This window comes from Faecalicatena orotica (assembly GCF_905197545.1).
Classification (GTDB): Bacteria; Bacillota; Clostridia; order Lachnospirales; family Lachnospiraceae; genus Faecalicatena_A; species Faecalicatena_A orotica.
Window position 1 is genome coordinate 127945 of record NZ_CAJJZH010000009.1, and the last position, 20951, is coordinate 148895.

General features: G+C 45.1%; 19 protein-coding genes. 17 read left to right on the plus strand and 2 right to left on the minus strand.

Annotated features, from left to right (window positions below; all coding sequences use genetic code 11):
• Positions 1 to 6 precede the first annotated feature (6 nt).
• Positions 7 to 648, plus strand: coding sequence for a type I phosphoribosyltransferase (locus tag ABIN22_RS18230; protein ID WP_109729234.1), 642 nt, complete (start codon positions 7 to 9; stop codon positions 646 to 648).
• 63 nt (positions 649 to 711) lie between these two features.
• On the opposite strand, the gene rpsT is transcribed toward ABIN22_RS18230, so the two are convergent.
• Positions 712 to 975 (minus strand): 30S ribosomal protein S20, encoded by a 264-nt coding sequence (rpsT, locus tag ABIN22_RS18235; protein WP_148481948.1) that lies wholly within the window; start codon positions 973 to 975, stop codon positions 712 to 714.
• 197 nt (positions 976 to 1172) lie between these two features.
• Between rpsT and gpr the strand changes: the two genes are divergently transcribed.
• The 5 genes from gpr (at position 1173) to ABIN22_RS18260 (ending at position 8439) form a co-directional block, all read left to right on the plus strand.
• Complete coding sequence (gene gpr, locus ABIN22_RS18240) at positions 1173 to 2153, plus strand: GPR endopeptidase (protein WP_109729818.1); 981 nt, start codon at positions 1173 to 1175, stop codon at positions 2151 to 2153.
• 93 nt (positions 2154 to 2246) lie between these two features.
• Entirely contained in the window at positions 2247 to 3428 is a 1182-nt protein-coding gene (locus ABIN22_RS18245; protein WP_118618610.1) for a stage II sporulation protein P, read from the plus strand.
• Between the two features lie 95 nt (positions 3429 to 3523).
• Positions 3524 to 5446 (plus strand): DNA gyrase/topoisomerase IV subunit B, encoded by a 1923-nt coding sequence (locus tag ABIN22_RS18250; protein ID WP_346910364.1) that lies wholly within the window; start codon positions 3524 to 3526, stop codon positions 5444 to 5446.
• Positions 5447 to 5482: 36 nt separating this feature from the next.
• Positions 5483 to 7726, plus strand: coding sequence for a DNA gyrase/topoisomerase IV subunit A (locus ABIN22_RS18255; protein ID WP_109729238.1), 2244 nt, complete (start codon positions 5483 to 5485; stop codon positions 7724 to 7726).
• A gap of 329 nt (positions 7727 to 8055) precedes the next feature.
• A complete protein-coding gene (locus ABIN22_RS18260; RefSeq protein WP_346910366.1) occupies positions 8056 to 8439 on the plus strand; it encodes a hypothetical protein in 384 nt (127 codons plus the stop codon).
• An 84-nt stretch (positions 8440 to 8523) separates the two neighbouring features.
• Here the strand turns inward: ABIN22_RS18260 and ABIN22_RS18265 are convergent, their stop codons facing one another.
• A complete protein-coding gene (locus ABIN22_RS18265; protein ID WP_118618612.1) occupies positions 8524 to 9057 on the minus strand; it encodes a PadR family transcriptional regulator in 534 nt (177 codons plus the stop codon).
• Between the two features lie 119 nt (positions 9058 to 9176).
• Here ABIN22_RS18265 and ABIN22_RS18270 point away from each other — a divergent pair, with 119 nt between their 5' ends.
• The 11 genes from ABIN22_RS18270 to ABIN22_RS18320 all read left to right on the plus strand — a co-directional run bounded on the left by ABIN22_RS18270 (position 9177) and on the right by ABIN22_RS18320 (position 20818).
• A complete protein-coding gene (locus ABIN22_RS18270) occupies positions 9177 to 10547 on the plus strand; it encodes an MATE family efflux transporter (RefSeq protein WP_346910368.1) in 1371 nt (456 codons plus the stop codon).
• 214 nt (positions 10548 to 10761) lie between these two features.
• Positions 10762 to 11229 carry a ribosome maturation factor RimP gene (rimP, locus tag ABIN22_RS18275; protein WP_109729241.1) on the plus strand — a complete coding sequence of 156 codons (468 nt, stop codon included), beginning with the start codon at positions 10762 to 10764 and terminating at the stop codon, positions 11227 to 11229.
• A 17-nt stretch (positions 11230 to 11246) separates the two neighbouring features.
• Positions 11247 to 12458: a transcription termination factor NusA gene (gene nusA, locus ABIN22_RS18280; protein WP_109729242.1), complete on the plus strand. Its 1212-nt coding sequence runs from the start codon at positions 11247 to 11249 to the stop codon at positions 12456 to 12458.
• Positions 12459 to 12502: 44 nt separating this feature from the next.
• Entirely contained in the window at positions 12503 to 12757 is a 255-nt protein-coding gene (rnpM, locus tag ABIN22_RS18285) for an RNase P modulator RnpM (RefSeq protein ID WP_109729819.1), read from the plus strand.
• On the plus strand, positions 12738 to 13067 hold the full coding sequence (locus ABIN22_RS18290) for a L7Ae/L30e/S12e/Gadd45 family ribosomal protein (protein WP_347559293.1): 330 nt from the start codon (positions 12738 to 12740) through the stop codon (positions 13065 to 13067). Before rnpM ends, ABIN22_RS18290 begins: the two co-directional genes overlap by 20 nt.
• Positions 13068 to 13081: 14 nt before the next feature.
• Complete coding sequence (gene infB / locus ABIN22_RS18295) at positions 13082 to 15892, plus strand: translation initiation factor IF-2 (RefSeq protein ID WP_346910371.1); 2811 nt, start codon at positions 13082 to 13084, stop codon at positions 15890 to 15892.
• Between the two features lie 38 nt (positions 15893 to 15930).
• Positions 15931 to 16302, plus strand: a complete 372-nt coding sequence (gene rbfA, locus ABIN22_RS18300; protein WP_109729244.1) for a 30S ribosome-binding factor RbfA — start codon at positions 15931 to 15933, stop codon at positions 16300 to 16302.
• Between the two features lies 1 nt (position 16303).
• On the plus strand, positions 16304 to 17266 hold the full coding sequence (locus tag ABIN22_RS18305; RefSeq protein ID WP_109729245.1) for a DHH family phosphoesterase: 963 nt from the start codon (positions 16304 to 16306) through the stop codon (positions 17264 to 17266).
• Between the two features lie 14 nt (positions 17267 to 17280).
• A complete protein-coding gene (gene truB, locus ABIN22_RS18310; RefSeq protein WP_346910374.1) occupies positions 17281 to 18225 on the plus strand; it encodes a tRNA pseudouridine(55) synthase TruB in 945 nt (314 codons plus the stop codon).
• 2 nt (positions 18226 to 18227) lie between these two features.
• Positions 18228 to 19136, plus strand: coding sequence for a bifunctional riboflavin kinase/FAD synthetase (locus ABIN22_RS18315; protein ID WP_346910439.1), 909 nt, complete (start codon positions 18228 to 18230; stop codon positions 19134 to 19136).
• A gap of 23 nt (positions 19137 to 19159) precedes the next feature.
• Entirely contained in the window at positions 19160 to 20818 is a 1659-nt protein-coding gene (locus ABIN22_RS18320; RefSeq protein ID WP_109729248.1) for a Na/Pi cotransporter family protein, read from the plus strand.
• Positions 20819 to 20951 lie beyond the last annotated feature (133 nt).

Genomic DNA, 20951 nt, shown 5'->3' on the forward strand with positions numbered 1-20951 from the left:
GGCAGTATGGATGAAAGATTAATGAATCTTCGCTCAACGAAGAACCCCAAGGCCCGTATTAAGATTATGAGCGGCCACTTTGCAACCAGACACTCACATGTGAATACTTATATTGACATGTCTACTGTTAAAACACGCCACAATAATGCCCGGGAGACTGCAAGGACTCTGGCCTCGGAGTATCTGATGAATACGATGGTGGATACAATAGTCTGCCTGAAGAATACCGAGGTGATCGGTACTTTCATGGCAGAGGCTCTAGCTGACAGTACGAATGCGTCTATGAGCGGGGGGAATAATATTTCCGTGGTAACTCCGGAATTCGATTCTTCCGGCCAGATTCTGTTCAGGGATAACAATCAGAGGATGATCCAGGGAAAGCAGGTGCTGATACTCACAGATTCGATGGCGACAGGCGCACTGGCTTATCAGGCGATCGAATCGGTTCTCTATTATGGCGGCGTTGTCTGTGGAATCTGCTGTGTGTTCAGTGCGATTTCCAAGGTAGCCGGGATGGAAGTGAAGACGATCTTTACAAGCTCAGACCTGCCGAATTACCAGGTATATGCCCCCAATGAATGTCCGATGTGCAAGGCAGGGCAGAAGATCGAAGGACTCATTAACAGTTTCGGATATGCGAAACTATAAAGATTGACATAAAAAAAGCATCCACCTGACGGGAGTGGGTGCTTTGTTCTATTATTTCAAAAATTAAGCAATCTCGTTTACAGCTTTTGATAAACGGGAGATTTTTCTTGAAACGGTATTTTTATGATAAACACCTTTGCTTCCAGCTTTAGAAATCTCTTTAATGGCAGCCTGTAATGCTGTCTTTGCTGTTGCAGCGTCCTTCTGTGCTACTGCAGCCTCTACTTTCTTTACGGCAGTCTTAACTCTGGACTTGATTGCTTTGTTTCTTGCAGCTTTTGTTTCGTTAACTAAAATTCTCTTTTTAGCAGATTTAATGTTAGCCAATCTGTACACCTCCAAATATGTGAAATTTTCAAATAGTGATTTTCATGATCCCGTAAGAATCGGACACGGACGTTCTTAGCGGAACATACTCATTCATTTTATGATAAGGAACAAAGGTTGTCAATACATATTTCCTAAATTATTGTAAAAACTAGCAATAAATGAAAATGAGGTAAAGGAAAAGCGAGGATTTGAAGATGTTGGAAAAGTATAGTGTAAGAACAGACCTTGCTCTGGAAGAAAAGGAGCGGTTTGAGTCAGACAACGTGGAAGTGCAGGGAGTTGTTCTTGAAGAGGAGTACGATGAGGAACGGGAGATCCGGATTTCCAGAGTACGCATTGAGACGGAGAAGGGGGCCAAGGTCATGGGCAAGCCGGTGGGCACCTATCTGACGGTGGAGGCTCCGAACATGGCTGTGCCGGATGAAGGGTATCACAGAGAGATTTCTGAGGAGCTGGCGGGTTATATTCAGGAACTCATTGAAAAGCTGGGCCTGATGGATAAAGAAGACCTGTCGGTTCTGATTGTCGGGCTCGGCAACCGTCAGGTGACGCCGGATGCTTTGGGCCCGCATGTCGTAGATAACCTCTGTGTGACAAGGCATATTGTGAAGGAATATGGAAAATATGCGATGGGGATGGAGCATGCGAATCTGGTGAGTGCCATAGTACCCGGTGTTATGGGGCAGACTGGTATGGAGACGGTGGAAATCGTGAAGGGGGTTGTGGATGAAACGGATCCGGACCTGGTGATTGCGATTGATGCGCTGGCAGCCAGAAACAGCCGGAGACTGAACCGGACAATTCAGATTGCCGATACGGGGATACATCCCGGGTCCGGTGTGGGAAACCACAGGAATGGGCTGACAAAGGAGTCGCTGGGGGTCCCTGTTATCGGAATCGGTGTGCCTACGGTTGTGGATGCCGCAACCATTGTAAATGATACGATGGAAAATCTGATTAACGCTCTTGAAACATCCGAGATGCTTAAAGGTGTAGGGGACGTTCTGCGTACTTATAATGCTGCGGAGAAGTATGAACTTGTAAAAGAACTGATATCCCCGCACCTGAATGGTATGTTTGTAACGCCGAAAGATGTGGATGAGATGGTGAAACAGATCAGCTATACAATATCAGAGGGGCTTAATCTGCTGTTTAACAATGCCGGGCAGGCATAATAAGCATTGGAAGGTCATATATATGGAGAAGGGCATTTCCCCCTTCTCTGTAAGGCGGCCTTTGCCCGGATTCCTCTGGAAAGAAGGCGGTATATGAAACAAACAGCAGTTCTCCGCATTGTTCTGGCTGCTTTTGGCGTGCTGGCTTGTCTCAGTATGTTTTACATATGCAGTAAAAACAGGATGAATGAGTTCAAATATGAAAGCCAGAAAATGGTTTTGAAATATACAGAAGAGATGTACATGCCGGGTCTGGCATATCTGAAAAAGGAGCCGGGGCCAACGGCGGCGGAATGGATAAAAGAGAGGGCACTTTCATGGATTCCCCTTGTGAAATATGTGGAGCAGAAAAAGCCCTATGAATCTGCGATGGAGGATGAGGAAACGATAGCAAAGATTCTGAAAAGCCAGGCAGATGATGAAAATATGGTAGATGAGAATGGAAAGCTGATAGGGGATGATACACTGGCAAAGCAGGAACCTTCTGTGGAGCAGGGACAGTCGCCTATTGATATGTCGATTGAGAAACTGAGGGATTTTGACTATCTGCTCAGTAATTTTTATACCGTGGACAGTTCGACTATGATTGGTCCTGACCAGCTGAATGTTGATGATCTGCTTAGCAGGAGTATGAAAATAGACAAGAGTACGGGCGGTCCCAAGGTGCTGATTTTCCATACACATTCCCAGGAAGAATTTGCCGATTCAACTCCCGGTGATCCAAGTACGAGCATTGTAGGGGTCGGAGATTATTTATGCCAGCTTTTGAATGAAAAAGGGATAGAGACTATACATGATACCGGTGTTTATGATATCATCAACGGACAGCTCGACAGGAGTAATGCATACGAAAATGCAGAGGCATCGGTCCGTCCGCTTATTGAAGCGAACCCTACACTGGAAGTGGCGATAGACCTGCACAGGGATGGTGTGGCGGAGGGTACACACCTTGTTACCGAGGTAAACGGGAAACCGACCGCCAAGATCATGTATTTTAACGGATTAAGCCGGACGAGAACGAATGGAGATATTTCTTATCTTTACAATCCGTATATTCAGGATAATCTGGCGTTTTCACTTCAGATGGAACTGGCTTCCGAGAGTCTGCATCCCGGTTTTGCCAGGCATATCTACCTTAGAGGCTACAGGTACAACCTGCATTTGCTGCCTAAATCACTTCTGATCGAGGCGGGGGCACAGACAAATACAGTGGAAGAGATGAAAAACGCGATGGAAGTCCTTGCGGATACACTGCAGCATGTATTGACAGAATAATGTTCCGTGATGGTCCCGGGGGAGTTTGATAATTCGATTCTTGAATGCCCTAACATTTTGTGCTAATATGAGATGAATGAAAAAGGAGAGGGACTATGGGAAATAAAAATACATATGATGCAGACAGTATTTCTGTATTGGAGGGACTCGAAGCAGTCAGGAAAAGACCTGGTATGTATATAGGAAGTGTTTCGACAAAAGGTCTGAATCATTTGATTTATGAAATCGTGGACAATGCTGTGGATGAACATCTGGCAGGGCATTGTTCCCAGATTCATGTGACACTGGAGAAGGACGGCTCGGCAACCATTGAGGACAATGGCCGGGGCGTCCCTGTCGGCATGCACAAAAAGGGTGTATCAGCAGAGCGTATCGTTTATACTACCCTTCATGCGGGTGGGAAGTTCGACGATTCCGCTTATAAGACAAGCGGCGGACTCCACGGCGTAGGTTCATCTGTCGTCAATGCACTTTCCGCTTATATGGACGTACAGGTTTTCAGGGACGGGGAAATCCATCATGACCGGTTTGAGCGCGGTATACCGGTGATCGAACTGGAGGATGGTTTACTCCCTGTGATAGGCAGGACGAGAAAGACCGGGACCAAGGTGAATTTTCTCCCGGACGATACGATCTTTGAAAAGACCAGATTCCGCTCGGAGAAAGTGAAGAGCCGCCTTCATGAGACAGCATATCTGAATCCGGAGCTTACGATTACATTTGACGATAAGAGGGCGGAGACACAGGAGCATATTGTATACCATGAGCCGGATGGCATCATCGGGTTTATCAAGGATCTGAACCAGAAAAAGGAGACGATCCATGAACCGATTTATTATAAAGGAACTTCCGAGGGCATTGAAGTTGAGGTGGCGCTTCAGTATGTCAATGAATTTCATGAGAATGTGCTGGGATTCTGCAATAATATTTACAATGCAGAAGGGGGAACCCATCTGACCGGTTTTAAGACAACCTTTACAACGGTGATGAACCAGTATGCGAAAGAACTCGGAATCCTGAAAGAAAAGGATCCAAATTTTACGGGGGCGGACATCAGAAACGGTATGACGGCGATTGTATCGATCAAGCACCCGGACCCGCGGTTTGAGGGGCAGACAAAGACGAAGCTGGACAACCCTGATGCAGCAAAGGCAGCCGGCAAAGTGACCGGTGATGAGATTGTACTGTATTTTGACCGGAATCTGGATACACTGAAAAAGGTGCTGTCCTGTGCGGAAAAGGCGGCCAAGATCAGAAAGACAGAAGAAAAGGCAAAGACGAATCTTCTGACAAAACAGAAGTATTCTTTTGACAGTAATGGAAAACTGGCTAACTGTGAGAGCAGGGATGCGAAAAAATGTGAAATCTTCATCGTCGAAGGAGATTCTGCCGGAGGTTCAGCGAAGACGGCCAGAAACCGTATGTTTCAGGCAATCCTCCCGATCCGCGGGAAGATCCTGAACGTGGAAAAGGCGAGTATTGATAAGGTACTTGCAAATGCGGAGATCAAGACGATGATCAATGCGTTTGGATGTGGATTTTCCGAGGGGTACGGTAACGATTTTGATATCAGTAAACTCCGCTATGATAAAATTATCATTATGGCCGATGCCGATGTGGACGGCGCTCACATTTCCACACTGCTCCTTACACTTTTTTACCGCTTTATGCCGGAGCTGATCTATGAGGGTCATGTCTATATTGCCATGCCGCCTCTTTTTAAGGTCATGCCTAAAAAGGGGGAGGAAGAGTATCTGTACGATGACAAGGCTCTGGAAAAATACAGGAAAACACATGAAGGCCCGTTTACACTCCAGAGATATAAAGGTCTTGGTGAGATGGATGCGGACCAGCTCTGGGAGACGACACTGGACCCGGAGACACGGCTTTTGAGGCTCGTAGAGATCGAGGATGCACGCATGGCATCGAGTGTAACTGAGATGCTGATGGGGACAGAGGTGCCGCCGAGGCGTAGTTTTATATATGAAAATGCTGCAGATGCAGAGTTAGATATCTAAAAGCAGGGGCGTATTTGAGAAACAGGAGAAAAAAGAATGAGTAGTGAATCACAGATTATCAGAACCGAATATTCAGAGGTTATGAAGAAATCTTATATAGATTATGCCATGAGTGTTATTATCGCAAGAGCACTGCCTGATGTAAGGGATGGCTTAAAGCCGGTACAGCGCAGGACTCTGTATGATATGTACGAGCTTGGCATCCGTTATGACAGGCCTTACAGAAAGTGTGCCCGTATAGTCGGGGATACGATGGGTAAATACCATCCCCACGGTGACAGCTCCATCTACGAATCGCTTGTAGTCATGGCTCAGGAATTTAAAAAAGGAATGATCCTCGTAGACGGACATGGTAACTTTGGCTCCATTGAGGGGGATGGAGCTGCTGCCATGCGTTACACAGAGGCAAGGCTCACAAAATTCACGCAGGAAGCATATCTGGCAGATCTGGATAAAAATATCATTGACTTTGGCCCGAACTTTGATGAGACGGAAAAAGAACCGATTGTCCTGCCTGTCCGCGTGCCGAACCTGCTGATCAATGGCGCAGAGGGGATTGCCGTGGGCATGGCGACCAGTATCCCTACGCATAACCTGTGTGAAGTAATCGACGCTGTGAAGGCATATATGAAGAACGACCAGATCAGTACAAAACAGCTGATGAAATATATCAAAGGGCCGGATTTCCCGACCGGGGGCATTGTAGTCAACAAGGACGACCTGCTGAATATTTATGAAACCGGGCAGGGAAAGATCAAGCTGCGCGGCAAGGTGGAAGTAGAGGAGCTAAAAGGCGGCAAGAAGCAGCTTGTCATTACGGAAATACCATATACGATGATTGGAAGCGGTATCGGGAAGTTCCTCAACGATGTCTGCAATTTGGTAGAAACCAAAAAGACGAATGATATCGTCGATATTTCCAACCAGTCATCTAAAGAAGGAATCCGAATTGTCATAGAATTGAAAAAAGGTGCTGATGTAGAGAATCTGAAAAATATGCTCTACAAGAAAACAAGGCTGGAAGACACCTTTGGTGTGAATATGCTCGCAGTTGCGGATAACCGGCCGGAAACACTGGGGCTAAAGGCTATCATTGAACATCATGTGGACTTCCAGTTTGAGCTGATGACCAGAAAGTACACGACACTGCTTGCGAAGGAACAGGAAAAGCGGGAGGTACAGGAAGGGCTGATCAAGGCATGTGACGTCATCGACCTGATTATCGAAATCCTGAGGGGAAGTAAATCTGTAAAAGACGCCCGGGCATGTCTTGTGAATGGTGTGACTGACAACATCACTTTTAAGTCAAGGATTTCAAAAAAAATGGCATCCCTCCTCAGATTTACAGAACGTCAGGCGACAGCTATCCTGGAGATGCGTCTGTATAAACTGATCGGGCTGGAAATTGAGGCTCTCCAGAAAGAACACGACGAGACAGTGAAGAATATTGCCCGCTATGAAGATATCCTGAATAATTATGACTCTATGGCGGACCTGATCATCGGAGAATTGGAGTCTTACAAGAAAGAATATGGAAGAAAGCGCCGCACTGCGATTGAGAATGCGGAAGAAGCCGTTTTTGAAGAGAAGAAGATCGAAGAACAGGAAGTTGTTTTTCTGATGGATCGTTTCGGCTATGCCAAGACGATTGACGTGGCTGCATATGAGAGAAATAAAGAGGCTGCAGACAGTGAAAATAAATATGTTGTCCACTGTATGAATACCGGAAAAATCTGTATCTTTACAGATTCAGGAAGAATGCATCAGGTAAAGATGCTGGATCTGCCATATGGAAAGTTCCGTGATAAAGGAACACCGATAGATAATGTAAGCAACTACTCCAGCAGCGAGGAACAGATCATCATGGTCTGTGATGCGGAGCAGATGCGCTTTGCAAAGCTTCTGTTTGCAACAAAACAGGGAATGATTAAGAAAGTGGAAGGAACAGAGTTCCAGGTGGCAAAGCGGACGATTGCTGCAACAAAACTGCAGGAAGAAGACACCCTGATCAGTGTAAACGTTGTAACAGAGAACCAGAATGTGGTACTCCAGACAAAAGGCGGATATTTCCTGAGATTTCCGGTGGAAGAGATTCCGGAAAAGAAAAAGGGCGCAGTGGGAGTTAGAGGAATTAAGCTCCAGAAGAACGATGAACTGGAGAACATCTACTTATTTGAAGAAGGAACGGAATCGAAGGTAACATACGGAGAAAAAGAAGTAACCCTGAACCGTTTAAGACAAGGGCGCAGAGACACTCTGGGGACGAAAACACGTAATTAGCCGGAAGTTTTAGAACAGGTTTAAAATAGGCTGGGTGTGTTTATAAGAAAATATAAGGAGGAGCATGAAACAGTTGTAATCCGGCTGTTTTATGCTCCTTTTTATGTGCGCCTGACGGTATTATCCATCAGCTTCCTGCTGAAATTAAGTTGTAACTGATTGCGCAGATAGTCTGACCATATTATAATATATACATTGACAGGGATGGCTGCCCAAAGAGAAGGATAGGGTAATCCAGGATATAGGGCAAAAAATCAGGCTATGAAGCATGGCGGGGAGAGAAATGCAGTGTTTCAAAAGCAGGAACTATTAAGAAAGGGAGAGGTTTTATGGCAGAAAAAGAATTATTAAATGCATTATCGGAGATGATGGACTCTAAATTCGAGGCACTAAAGAGAGATGTTGTGCTGAATATGGCAACGAAAGACGATATTCGGAACATGGCGACGAAGGACGACATAGCGAATATGGCAACGAAAGAAGATATTCGGAATATGGTGACGAAGGACGACATAGCAGATTTGGTTACAAAGGAAGATTTAAGGTACGCGGAAAATGTTATTTTATCAGAAGTAGACCGTGTTCAGGAAAAATCCAACATGCATTATCATGAGTTAAAAGAGGATATTTGTCAGCTCAGGAGGGAAGTCAGGTCAATGAATGTAGAAGGTTTAAGATATAGAGTGGAACGATTGGAAGCAATTGTCTTATAAAGAATATGCCTGCATGTATGAAATGAAATCCCAGATAGAACAGCGTATCCATTCACGGAAAAAAGTGTGAATGGATACGTGATGTCAAGAGATATGCAAGTCTTGTTTCAGTGAAGTAATCCAGGTTTCGATTGCCTGTGTAAGTATAAACTGTTGTTTCAGGACCGCCATACCCGTTTCAGGTATTTCTGGAAGCTTTTCTTTTATGCTGATGTTTTCTTTCAGATATGTCTTCAAGGTTTTTACCTGAGTCTCTATTTCTGTTAAGCATGACTTTTGACTTTCAGGTGAAAGGCTGGTTAGATTTACTATTACGGCGTTAAAGTCTAAAAATATATGAATGGGTTTGGAGGCTATTTCCAACATAAGCCTTTCAAATTCATTTGCCCCGCTGTCTGTCAGGGTATAGACTGTCTTTTCAGCCATTTTCCCTTCTTTTACTATGCTGCCTTTGATATATCCTTTTTCTTCAAGCTGGATTACTTTTTTATAAATGGACGGTGTGCTGATCTTTACCCACTTCGATATATTTCGGTATTCCACTAATTTCTGAATATCATAAGCGCTTAAAGCATCTTTTTTTATCATTCCCAATACGATTAGGTCTATTGTTGCCATAAGGTTCTCCTTTTTTCTTGACAAGTACTATAAATTATAGTAGTATATGCCGTACGGCCGAATACTATAAAATATAGTACTATATTCTATTTTCCATGTCAAGAGAAGGAGAAGTAAATATGAGTGAATGTAATAAAAAAACGGAACTGCTGGGATGTGCACCGATACCAAGAGCACTTCTGGCATTGGGTCTTCCTACGATGATAGGTATGATGGTAAATGCCTTATATAACCTTGCAGATGCCTACTTTGTCGGAGGGCTGGGCACAAGCCAGACAGGGGCGATTACTGTTGCATTTCCGATCGGGCAGGTAGTGGTCGGCTTAGGGCTGCTGTTCGGTAATGGGGCAGCGTCCTATATATCCAGACTGCTGGGACTTGGCGATAAGGAAATGGCAGACTGGGTGGCAAGTACAGCTCTGTACAGCAGTATTGCTGTCGGAGCGGTTATAATTTTGGTGACAGTTATGTTTCTGAATCCAATTTTAAGACTTTTAGGTGCAACAGAGAGCATACTGCCATATGCCGTAACTTATACGAGTATCTATATTATTTCGTCTATATTCAATGTTTTTAACGTTACAATGAATAATATTGTGACAAGCGAAGGCGCTGCAAAAACGACAATGTGTGCATTACTTGCAGGAGCACTGCTGAATATAATTCTAGATCCGGTTTTTATCTATGCATTCCATTTAGGCATTGCGGGTGCAGCAGTGGCGACGGCAATCTCGCAGATTATATCCTCACTGGTATATATCTTTTATATACATAGTAAAAAAAGCAATTTCAGTTTCAGCTTAAGAAAATGCTGTTTTTCAAGGCAGATTATGTCTGAGATATTTAAAATCGGAATTCCGACATTGGTTTTCCAGCTATTGACGAGTCTTTCGATCGCGCTGATCAGCATGCAGGCGAAAAGATATGAATATGGCGATTCTGTGATTGCCGGTATGGGGGATGTAACAAGGATCATTTCTATGGGAAGCCTGATGGTGTTCGGGTTTATCAAAGGGTTCCAGCCAATTGCGGGTTATAATTACGGGGCAGGGAAGTACAAAAGGCTGCAGGAGGCAATTAAAACAATGATTCTTTGGTCAACAGCTTTTTGCATATTTTATGGAATCATGGCGGCGGTTTTTTCAGGTAAAATAATGGAACAATTTACGAAAAATGATATAGAGATGATCCGTGTAGGACGAAAAGCATTGACAGCAAACGGAATATCGTTTATATTTTTCGGATTTTATACTGTATATTCTTCGCTTTTCCTCGCGCTGGGAAAAGCGAGGGAAGGTTTCATTCTGGGAGCCTTAAGGCAGGGAATCTGTTTTGTACCGGTTATCTTGTTCCTTCCCCTTGTTTGGAGAATAGGCGGGATTTTGTATGCCCAGCCAATCGCGGATGTGATGTCCGCAGTTGTCGCCGTATTCATGGCGGTATATCTACATAAAGAATTAAAAACGTTTCAGTGTGCAGTTGAAGTATGACAGCAGTGATTCAGCAGATGCAATTGTCTGTATAATTGAGAATTACCTCTTGCAATTACTGGAAAAAGGTGCTATACTTGACAACAGTTACATAGGAACCCGGCAGAAGAGTGAACGAAAGTTCACTCTTCTTTGTTGCTAAGGGCAATGCCAGCCGGTCAGCTTAATATAACGATTATAATAGTATAGTAAATGCAGAGAAAAGGAGTATAGCGTGTCAAGAAGAGAACAGTATGAACAGCAGACAGAAGAACTTTTAGAGCCGATTGTGAAGGATCTGGAGTTTGAACTGGTAGATGTGGAATATGTGAAGGAGGCTGGTACCTGGTATTTGCGGGCTTATATTGATAAGCCGGGCGGGATTACAGTGGATGACTGTGAGATAGTAAGCAGGAAATTCTCGGATATTCTGGATGAAAAGGATTATATTGAAGATACTTATATCTTTGAGGTGAGTTCTCCGGGACTTGGGAGACCGTTGAAAAAAGAGAAGGACTTCAAAAGAAGCCTGGGAGAAGAAGTTGAGATCCGGACATACCGGGCAATCGACCGCCAGAAAGAATTCGTAGGAATATTGAAGGATTATGACAAGAACACTGTAACGATAGAATACGAGGATGAGTCTATTCAGACATTCGATAAAAGTGAGATTGCGCTTATTCGCTTAGCTTTGGATTTTTAATTTAGGAGGAAATAATAATGAATACAGAATTATTGGAAGCATTGAATATTCTTGAGCAGGAAAAGAACATCAGTAAAGAAACAATGATGGATGCGATCGAGAATTCACTTATCAGCGCATGCAAGAATCATTTCGGAACATCAGATAATATTAAGGTAATCATGGATCATGAGACATGTGATTACGCGGTTTATGCAGAGAAGGAAGTCGTTGAGGAAGTATTTGATCCTGCGATTGAGATTAGTCTGGAGGATGCAGAGAAGCTGGACAGCGCACTTCAGATCGGCGATGTTGCACAGATACCGATCGAATCAAAGTCTTTTGGGCGTATCGCAACGCAGAATGCAAAGAACCTGATCCTTCAGAAGATCAGGGAAGAAGAACGTAAAGTCGTATATGACCAGTATTTTGAAAAAGAGAAAGATATTGTAACAGGTATTGTCCAGCGCTATGTGGGAAGAAATATCAGTATTAACCTTGGAAGAGCGGATGCAATGCTGACAGAGAACGAACAGGTAAAGGGTGAGGTCTTCAAACCGACAGAACGTATCAAATTATATGTTGTGGAAGTAAAGAATACGCCGAAGGGACCAAAGATCCTCGTATCCCGTACACATCCGGAACTTGTGAAGCGTCTGTTCGAGGCAGAAGTTGCCGAGGTAAAGGACGGAACTGTAGAAATCAAGAGTATAGCCCGTGAAGCAGGCTCCCGTACTAAGATGGCAGTATGGTCCAATGATGAGAATGTTGATCCAGTAGGTGCCTGTGTAGGAATGAACGGGTCCAGAGTTAATGCAGTTGTGAATGAACTGCGCGGGGAGAAGATCGACATCATCAACTGGAGTGACAATCCGGCGCTTTTGATTGAAAATGCACTCAGCCCGGCAAAAGTCATTTCTGTTATGGCAGATCCTGATGAGAAGGCAGCGAGTGTCATTGTACCTGATTACCAGTTGTCACTGGCAATCGGTAAAGAAGGTCAGAATGCAAGGCTTGCAGCCCGTTTGACAGGGTACAAGATTGATATCAAGAGCGAAACTCAGGCGATCGAGTCCGGTGAACTTCCTGAAGACTATATGGAGCAGATGGCAATGATGGAAGATGGCTATTCGGATGGTTTTGAGAACGGTTATGAAGAAGCGTATCCACAGGATAGCGAAGAGATTTACGAGGCGCCGGAGGATGAAAATATAGAAGAGATAGAATTCATCGAGACAGATGGTGAATAATAACCATATGAGAGGTGTAATTATTGAGTAATAAAAAAATACCGATGCGTAAATGCGTTGGCTGCGGCGAGATGAAGCCGAAAAAGGAAATGCTGCGCATCCTGCGTACAACAGAAGAGGAATTTGTATTAGATGCAACTGGAAAAAAGAACGGGCGGGGCGCTTATCTGTGCTGTTCGCTGGATTGTTTCCAGAAGGCAGTGAAGAACAAAGGGCTGGAACGTTCTTTCAAGCAGGCCATTCCGGCGGATGTATACGAGCGTCTGGAAAAGGAGATGAATGAGATTGATACAAAATAAAGTCTTATCTCTGGTCGGGCTTGCCACGAAAGCAGGAAAGACAGTGAGCGGGGAATTCATGACGGAGAAAGAAGTAAAGTCAGGGAGAGCCGCGCTGGTGATCGTTGCAGACGATGCATCAGATAATACAAAAAAGAAGTTTCGGGATATGTGTGAATTTTATAAGGTTCCAATTTATTTTTACGTAGATAAAGATACCTTAGGGCATGCAATGGGAAAAGAATTCCGTGCATCTCTGGCGATATTGGACAAAGGATTTGCAAAGGGAATTCAAAAACATTTAGAAACGAAAGACAATACAATTGCATAGAGGAGGTAGTTAGTATGACAAAAATGAGAGTACATGAACTGGCTAAAGAGCTGGGGATGGAAAATAAAGAACTGATGGATGTGTTAGTGAAAAAGAACGTAGAGGTGAAGAGCCATATGAGTTCTTTATCTGACGATGTGGTTGACGAGTTAAGAAAAGGCGGGAAAAAGGTGAGTACTCCTGCGGCAAAAGCGCCGGAAGCAGATAAGCCGGGAGAAGAAACAGCGCCGAAAAAGAAGAATATTGTTCAGGTTTTCCGCCCGCAGAACTCCAAGAGCGGAGGACGCATGTCAGGCGGGACAAAAGGCCAGCGCCCACAGGGAACCGCAGGCCAGCGCCCACAAGGGGCAACAGGCCAGCGTCCGGCAGGAAATGTGGGGGGACACCGTCCACAGGGAACAGCACAGGGGCAGACAGTGGGAGGCCCTGCAGGTCAGCGCCCGGTAAATGCAGCTCCGGCTCAGAGCCAGACAGCGGGTGCTTCAAACCAGCGCCCACAGGGAACCGCAGGAACACAGGATACAGCCAGACAGCCAGTATCATCTCAGGAAACGAGACAGAACCAGCCTTCCGGACAGAGACCATATAATTCTCAGAATCAGAGGACAGGGGATGGTTCCCAGAGATACAATAATAACCGCGGCGGACAGGACCGTTATGCAGGAAATGACCAGCGTCAGGGAAGCGGGAACTATCAGGGAAACGGCCAGCGTACAGGCGGCTATCAGGGAAATAACGGCCAGCGTACCGGAGGCAGCTATCAGGGTAATGGCCAGCGTACCGGAGGCTATCAAGGAAATAACGGCCAGCGTCAGGGCGGTTATGCAGGCAATAATGCATCACGTCCGGGGGAACGCCGTGATAACAGAAGAGATGACAGAGATGCGATTCCAACACCATTGGTAGAGCAGCAGAAGGCATCCAGAAACAAGGCAAAAGATAAAGAAAAAGACTATAAGAAAAAAGAATATAAAGACGGCGATTTCGACAACAAGAAAAAAGGCAAGAAAACCAAACCGGCTGAAGTTCAGAAGCCACAGCCAAAACAGGTTGAAAAGAAGGAAGAAGTGATCAAACAGATCGTTATTCCAGAAGTCCTTACAATCAAGGAGCTAGCTGACAAGATGAAACTTGTACCTTCTGCGATTGTGAAAAAGCTATTCCTTCAGGGCAAAATCGTTACTGTGAATCAGGAGATTGATTACGAGACAGCAGAAGAAATCGCAATGGAATTTGAAGTACTCTGCGAGAAAGAACCGGTTATAGATGTCATCGAAGAACTTCTGAAAGAGGAAGATGAAGATGAAACCAAAATGGTAAAACGTCCTCCGGTAGTCTGCGTTATGGGTCATGTTGACCACGGTAAGACTTCCCTTCTGGATGCAATCCGCCACACAAATGTCATTGACCGTGAGGCCGGCGGCATCACACAGCACATCGGTGCTTATGTTGTAGAAGCAAACGGGGAAAAAGTCACATTCCTGGATACTCCGGGACATGAGGCGTTTACTGCAATGCGTATGCGCGGGGCCAGTTCAACAGATATCGCAATCCTTGTTGTAGCAGCAGACGACGGGGTTATGCCTCAGACTGTAGAAGCGATCAACCATGCAAAAGCAGCAGGGATTGAGATCATTGTTGCAATTAATAAGATTGATAAGCCAAGTGCTAATATTGACAGAGTAAAACAGGAACTGGCGGAATACGAACTGATTCCTGAGGACTGGGGCGGAAGCACAATCTTTGTACCGGTTTCAGCACACACAAAAGAAGGTATCAAAGATCTTCTGGAAATGATTCTTCTGACAGCAGAGGTGATGGAACTAAAAGCAAATCCGGACCGTGCGGCAAGAGGTCTTGTGATCGAGGCCGAACTGGATAAAGGAAAAGGTTCTGTTGCAACAGTGCTCGTACAGAAAGGTACGCTTCACGTAGGTGATGCCATTGCGGCAGGCTCAGCCCACGGTAAGGTAAGAGCCATGATGGATGACAAGGGACGCAGAGTAAAGGAAGCAGGACCTTCACAGCCGGTAGAGATCCTCGGACTGAACGATGTGCCGAATGCAGGAGAAGTTTTCGTCGGATGCGATACAGAGAAAGAAGCAAGAAGCTTTGCGGAGACATTTATTTCACAGAATAAAGTAAAACTGCTTGACGATACAAAAGCCAAGATGTCTCTGGATGATCTGTTTACCCAGATCAAGGAAGGAAACTTAAAGGAACTGAACATTGTTGTAAAAGCAGACGTGCAGGGATCTGTAGAAGCCCTGAAGCAGAGCCTCCTGAAGCTTTCCAATGAGGAAGTAGTCATTAAGATCATTCATGCCGGTGTTGGGGCGATCAATGAATCAGACGTCATCCTCGCTTCTGCATCCAATGCAATCATCATCGGATTCAATGTACGTCCGGATGCTACCGCGAAAGAAATTGCCGACCATGAAGGCGTTGACCTGAGACTTTACAGAGTCATCTATAATGCAATTGAGGATGTTGAGGCAGCCATGAAGGGTATGCTTGATCCGATCTTCGAAGAAAAGGTACTCGGACACGCGGAAGTGCGCCAGACATTCAAAGCCTCCGGCGTCGGAACAATTGCAGGTTCCTATGTTCAGGACGGTACTTTTGAAAGAAACTGTTCCGTACGCCTGACACGTGACGGTGTCGTAATGTTTGACGGCCCTCTTGCATCATTGAAGCGTTTCAAGGATGATGTAAAGGAAGTAAGGGCAGGATATGAATGTGGTTTCGTATTTGAGAATTTCAATGACATCAAAGAGGGTGACCTTGTAGAAGCCTACAAGATGGTAGAAATAGAAAGAAAATAAGACCGTAGTTTTTACAGCGGTTATGTGAAGGAGCATTTATGAGAAAAAACAGTATCAAGAATACAAGAATCAATACAGAAGTGCAGCGTGAATTAAGCAACATCCTGCGCGGAGGAATCAAGGACCCACGTGTGGCCCCTATGACCTCTGTCGTGGCTGTAGAGGTGGCTCCTGACCTGAAAACCTGTAAAGCATATATCAGTGTGCTGGGCGACAAAAAGGCACAGGAGGATACGATCAAAGGTCTCCAGAGCGCGGAAGGCTTTATCAGACGCGAACTGGCAAGGACAATTAATATGAGAAACACTCCGGAGATTAAATTCATTATGGATCAGTCTATCGAATACGGAGTAAATATGAGCAAAAAAATTGACGAATTGACCAGAGATTTGAAAGACGGGGATGAATAAAATGAGTATACAGTTATCTGATATACTGAAAGATAAGCAGACTATAGCGCTGGGCGGGCATATCCGCCCGGACGGGGACTGTGTCGGTTCCTGTATGGGCCTGTATATGTATTTAAAGGAGCAGTATCCAAATCTGGAGACAGATGTCTATCTGGAAGAAGTGCCGAAAGCCTATCAGATGATTGAGAAGACAGATGAGGTGAAACACCAGATACCGGCAGATAAACAGTATGACCTGTTTATCTGTCTGGACTGCGGTGATGAAAAACGACTCGGATTTTCTGCACCCTTATTCAGCAGGGCAAAGCAGACACTGTGCATCGACCATCATGTAAGCAATGAGGCATTTGCAGATGAGAATTACATTGTGCCGGATGCAAGCTCTACATCAGAACTTGTCTTCCGTATGATTGACAGTGCGAAAATCAGCCGTCCTGTGGCAGAAGCCCTCTATATGGGGATTGCACACGATACAGGGGTATTCCAGTATTCATGCACCTCTCCGGAAACAATGGAGGCTGCAGCGGAGCTGATGAGAAAAGGTATTGACGGCAATGATATTATAGACAGGACATATTATGAAAAAACTTACGTACAGATCCAGATTCTCGGAAGGGCGCTGCTTGAAAGTATTTTGATTCTGGATAAACAGTGTATTGTTTCTGTTGTAGACAAAAAAGAATTGGAGTTCTACGGGGCAGATTCCAGTGATCTGGAAGGCATTGTAAGCCAGCTTCGCCAGACAAAAGGTGTGGAAGTGGCAATGTTTATGTATGAATTAGAAAGCAGCCAGTTTAAAGTCAGCCTGCGTTCAAAAGGAAAAGTAGATGTCAGCGTGATCGCCAAGTATTTTGGCGGAGGCGGCCATGCAAGGGCGGCCGGATTCAGTATGCACGGGTCCAGCCATGATGTTATAAATAATGTGAGCCGGCAGATTGCACTTCAGCTGGATGCAGATAATTAGCGGGAAGAACAGACATGATAAACGGAGTCATTAATGTATATAAAGAGAAAGGGTTTACATCACACGATGTAGTTGCCAAACTCAGAGGGATCCTCGGACAGAAGAAGATCGGGCATACAGGTACTCTTGACCCGGATGCCGAGGGGGTTCTCCCGGTTTGTCTGGGTAAAGCAACGAAATTGTGTGATATGCTCACAGATAAAGACAAGATCTATGAGACTGTACTTCTGCTCGGCAAAACAACGGACACGCAGGATATTACTGGCAAAGTCCTTGAGGAAACGGATACAGGCATGCTGGCTGCCGGAAAAATTGAAGATTGTATAAAAAGATACATCGGTGAATACGAACAGATTCCACCGATGTATTCTGCGCTGAAAGTAAACGGGAAAAAGCTGTACGAGCTTGCCAGAGAAGGCAAAGAAATAGAGCGTAAGCCCAGGCGTGTACAGATTCATGACATCCGGATCCAAAAGACAGAGATACCACGTGTATGGATGGAAGTGTCCTGCTCGAAAGGAACTTATATCAGAACGTTATGCCATGATATCGGACAGGATCTGGGAACAGGGGCGTGCATGGAGTCGCTGCTGCGTACAAAGGTGAGCCGTTTCGAATTAAAAGACAGTCTTAAACTGGCACAGATAGAGGAAATGAAAAAAGGCGGCTGCCTCATGGAAGCTGTGACCCCGGTGGATCAAATGTTTTCTGAATTAGGGGCACTGACTGTTCTGGAGGAGCATGCAGCACTTGCTTACAACGGTAATCCAGTTCCGGAGCATTTTCTGGAGAACCCGGGTTCCGGCATTCTGGAAGGGACTGACGGGAGGAAAGATACCCGGAGATTCAGGATGTACGATGAGGCAGGGCGGTTTATAGGAATTTACAGCTTTTGCCAGAACAGCAAAGAATACAGGCTGGAAAAAATGTTTTTGGATCAGGAAGAATTGCGGGGATAGACATGCAGTATTACACAGATATTAATTCTTATCAGGGAGACAAAAAGACAGCTGTTACGCTGGGAAAATTTGACAGCCTTCACAGAGGGCATCAGAAACTGATAAGCAAAGTACGGGAATTAGCGCTGGAAGAACACATCAAGAGCATCGTGTTTTCCTTTGACATGCAGCGTAAATCACTGCTTACAAACGAAGAACGAAAAAGACACCTGGAACAGCAGGTGGACTGTATGATACAGTGTCCTTTTACAAAAGAAATCAGGGAGATGGAAGCGGAAGCCTTTATTGAAAATATACTGGTCAAAACGCTCCATGCATCCTGTATCGTGGTTGGGACAGACTTTCATTTCGGGCACGGAAAACGCGGCGATATACATATGCTGGCCCAATATGCCGGTGTATACCATTACCGTCTGGTCGTGCTTGAAAAGGAAATGTATGAAGGCAGGGAAATTAGCAGCACATTTGTAAAAGAGTCTCTGGAAGCAGGAGAGGTAGAACGTGCCAATGAACTTCTGGGGTATTCCTATCATATGTCAGGTATTGTGGAGCATGGGCGCCGGCTGGGGAGAACGCTTGGTTTTCCGACAATGAATGTGGCTCCCGCAGAAAGGAAGATTATGCCGCGTTTTGGTGTGTATGCCTGCAGGGTACAGATTGACGGGGAATGGTACTGCGGGATCGGGAATGTTGGAATCAAGCCAACGGTTACCGAGACACACAGGCTTCTTACAGAAGTGTTTGTTTTCGGCTATAAGGGGGATGCTTATGGCAAGGTGATAACCGTGGAATTCTGTGCATTTGAGCGTCCGGAAACAAGATTTGCATCAGTGGGTGAACTGAAAGCACAGGTAGATCAGGACATTGCGTTTGGAAGGGCATTTTTTCAGAAGAAATGCGTGGAAGTATAGAGAAAGAGATTAGGTAGATACAAATGAGTATAACAACTATTTTTCTGCTGTTAGGCGGGCTCGGATTATTCTTATTTGGAATGAAGATGATGAGCGACGGACTGGAGCGGGTGGCCGGTGCGCGTATGCGTTCCATATTGGAATTTTTTACAAAGAACAGATTTGTAGGTATGCTGGTCGGTATCTTATTCACGGCCGTGGTGCAGTCATCGAGCGCGACTACAGTTATGGTTGTAAGCTTTGTAAACTCAGGGCTTATGAACCTGTATCAGGCAGCCGGGGTTATTCTGGGTGCCAACATCGGTACTACCGTGACAGGACAGCTGATTGCATTTAATCTGTCAGATATTGCTCCACTGTTCGTCATTATCGGTGTCGTTATGTTTATGTTCAGCAAAAAGCAGAATGTGAAGAAAATAGGCGGAGTGATCCTCGGATTTGGTATTCTTTTCATGGGTCTGAGTACGATGAGTGACGCAATGTCCACACTCCGTGAGTCGCCGCATATGGTATCACTTCTAAAGTCACTGACGAATCCGCTTGCCGCAATTTTAGTCGGTTTTGGAATTACGGCTGTTCTGCAGAGTTCATCGGCCACGGTCGGAATCATCATATTAATGGCATCACAGGGGCTTTTGGATTTTAACATTTGCTTTTTCCTGATTCTGGGATGTAATATGGGATCCTGTGTGTCAGCCCTGCTTGCAAGCCTTGGAGGAAAGAAGGATGCAAAAAGAGCGGCGTGGATCCACTTTCTGTTTAATATCATAGGATCTGTGGCCATTTTTGCAGTTTTGATGTTTGCGCTGAATCCGATTGCAGATGCAATCATGAGAGTGTCCGGCGGGAATGCAGGAAGAGCAGTGGCAAATGCACATACATTGATTAAGATATGCGAAGTAGTCCTTTTGTTCCCGTTTATGAACTGGGTCGTAAAAGCGACGTATGTATTTATACCGGGGAGTGACCCGTCACCTGAAGATGCTTATGAGCTGAAGTATATCGGAAAAAGTACAATCATTACACCGACGACGGCCGTGATTGCGGTAATTCATGAGCTGGAGCATATGGGGGACCTGGCAATCGAAAACCTGAAGCGGGGGATGGATGCACTGTGTACAATGAACAGTGACCTGATAACGGAAGTTTACCGGCAGGAAGGCTACATTGATTACCTGAATAAAGAAATTACCAACTATCTGGTACGCATCAACGAGATGGATATCCCGCTGAAGGACGCAGAGCTGGTCGGGGGACTGTTCCATGTGGTGAACGATATCGAAAGAATCGGGGATCATGCAGAAAATTTTGCGGATTCTGCAAAGGTGCGTATCGAAAAGAACCTTGATTTCAGCGAAAAGGGTGTCAAACAACTGCAGGATATGATGGATCTGGTAGAAAAAACACTGGAGTATTCTTTTGATATGTTTGCGAACCGGAGCCAGGAACATATGGCAGAAGTGATTGCACTGGAAGACGAAGTCGATGACCGTGAGAAGAAGCTCCAGAAAGCCCATGTAAAGCGTCTGACAAAAGGAAAATGCACTCCGGAAGCGGGAATGATCTTCTCTGATACAATATCTGGTCTCGAGCGAGTGGCAGACCATGCCACTAACATCGCGTTCGCCATTCTGGAACCGCAGGACGTGGATGTAGATGAAGGGGAAGAAGAGGAAGAGTAGAGGAAGTATGAAAAATACTGCTTTACATCCCGGCACTCTTATGCTATACTATCCAAGTATGAATTCAGCCGGTGTTCGGTAATCGGATCACTCCGACCATTGCTTAATGCCTGGCGGTTTATAAAAGAATAAA

Bases quoted from the DNA above. Each gene is read 5' to 3' on its own strand.
- rbfA (WP_109729244.1), top strand. From the start codon at position 15,931: ATGAGAAAAAACAGTATCAAGAATACAAGAATCAATACAGAAGTGCAG.
- ABIN22_RS18305 (WP_109729245.1), top strand. From the start codon at position 16,304: ATGAGTATACAGTTATCTGATATACTGAAAGATAAGCAGACTATAGCG.
- rnpM (WP_109729819.1), top strand. From the start codon at position 12,503: ATGCGTAAATGCGTTGGCTGCGGCGAGATGAAGCCGAAAAAGGAAATG.
- ABIN22_RS18270 (WP_346910368.1), top strand. From the start codon at position 9,177: ATGAGTGAATGTAATAAAAAAACGGAACTGCTGGGATGTGCACCGATA.
- nusA (WP_109729242.1), top strand. From the start codon at position 11,247: ATGAATACAGAATTATTGGAAGCATTGAATATTCTTGAGCAGGAAAAG.
- ABIN22_RS18320 (WP_109729248.1), top strand. From the start codon at position 19,160: ATGAGTATAACAACTATTTTTCTGCTGTTAGGCGGGCTCGGATTATTC.
- gpr (WP_109729818.1), top strand. From the start codon at position 1,173: ATGTTGGAAAAGTATAGTGTAAGAACAGACCTTGCTCTGGAAGAAAAG.
- ABIN22_RS18265 (WP_118618612.1), bottom strand. From the start codon at position 9,057: ATGGCAACAATAGACCTAATCGTATTGGGAATGATAAAAAAAGATGCT.
- ABIN22_RS18315 (WP_346910439.1), top strand. From the start codon at position 18,228: ATGCAGTATTACACAGATATTAATTCTTATCAGGGAGACAAAAAGACA.
- ABIN22_RS18250 (WP_346910364.1), top strand. From the start codon at position 3,524: ATGGGAAATAAAAATACATATGATGCAGACAGTATTTCTGTATTGGAG.
- ABIN22_RS18290 (WP_347559293.1), top strand. From the start codon at position 12,738: ATGAGATTGATACAAAATAAAGTCTTATCTCTGGTCGGGCTTGCCACG.
- ABIN22_RS18230 (WP_109729234.1), top strand. From the start codon at position 7: ATGGATGAAAGATTAATGAATCTTCGCTCAACGAAGAACCCCAAGGCC.
- infB (WP_346910371.1), top strand. From the start codon at position 13,082: ATGACAAAAATGAGAGTACATGAACTGGCTAAAGAGCTGGGGATGGAA.
- ABIN22_RS18255 (WP_109729238.1), top strand. From the start codon at position 5,483: ATGAGTAGTGAATCACAGATTATCAGAACCGAATATTCAGAGGTTATG.
- truB (WP_346910374.1), top strand. From the start codon at position 17,281: ATGATAAACGGAGTCATTAATGTATATAAAGAGAAAGGGTTTACATCA.
- ABIN22_RS18245 (WP_118618610.1), top strand. From the start codon at position 2,247: ATGAAACAAACAGCAGTTCTCCGCATTGTTCTGGCTGCTTTTGGCGTG.
- ABIN22_RS18260 (WP_346910366.1), top strand. From the start codon at position 8,056: ATGGCAGAAAAAGAATTATTAAATGCATTATCGGAGATGATGGACTCT.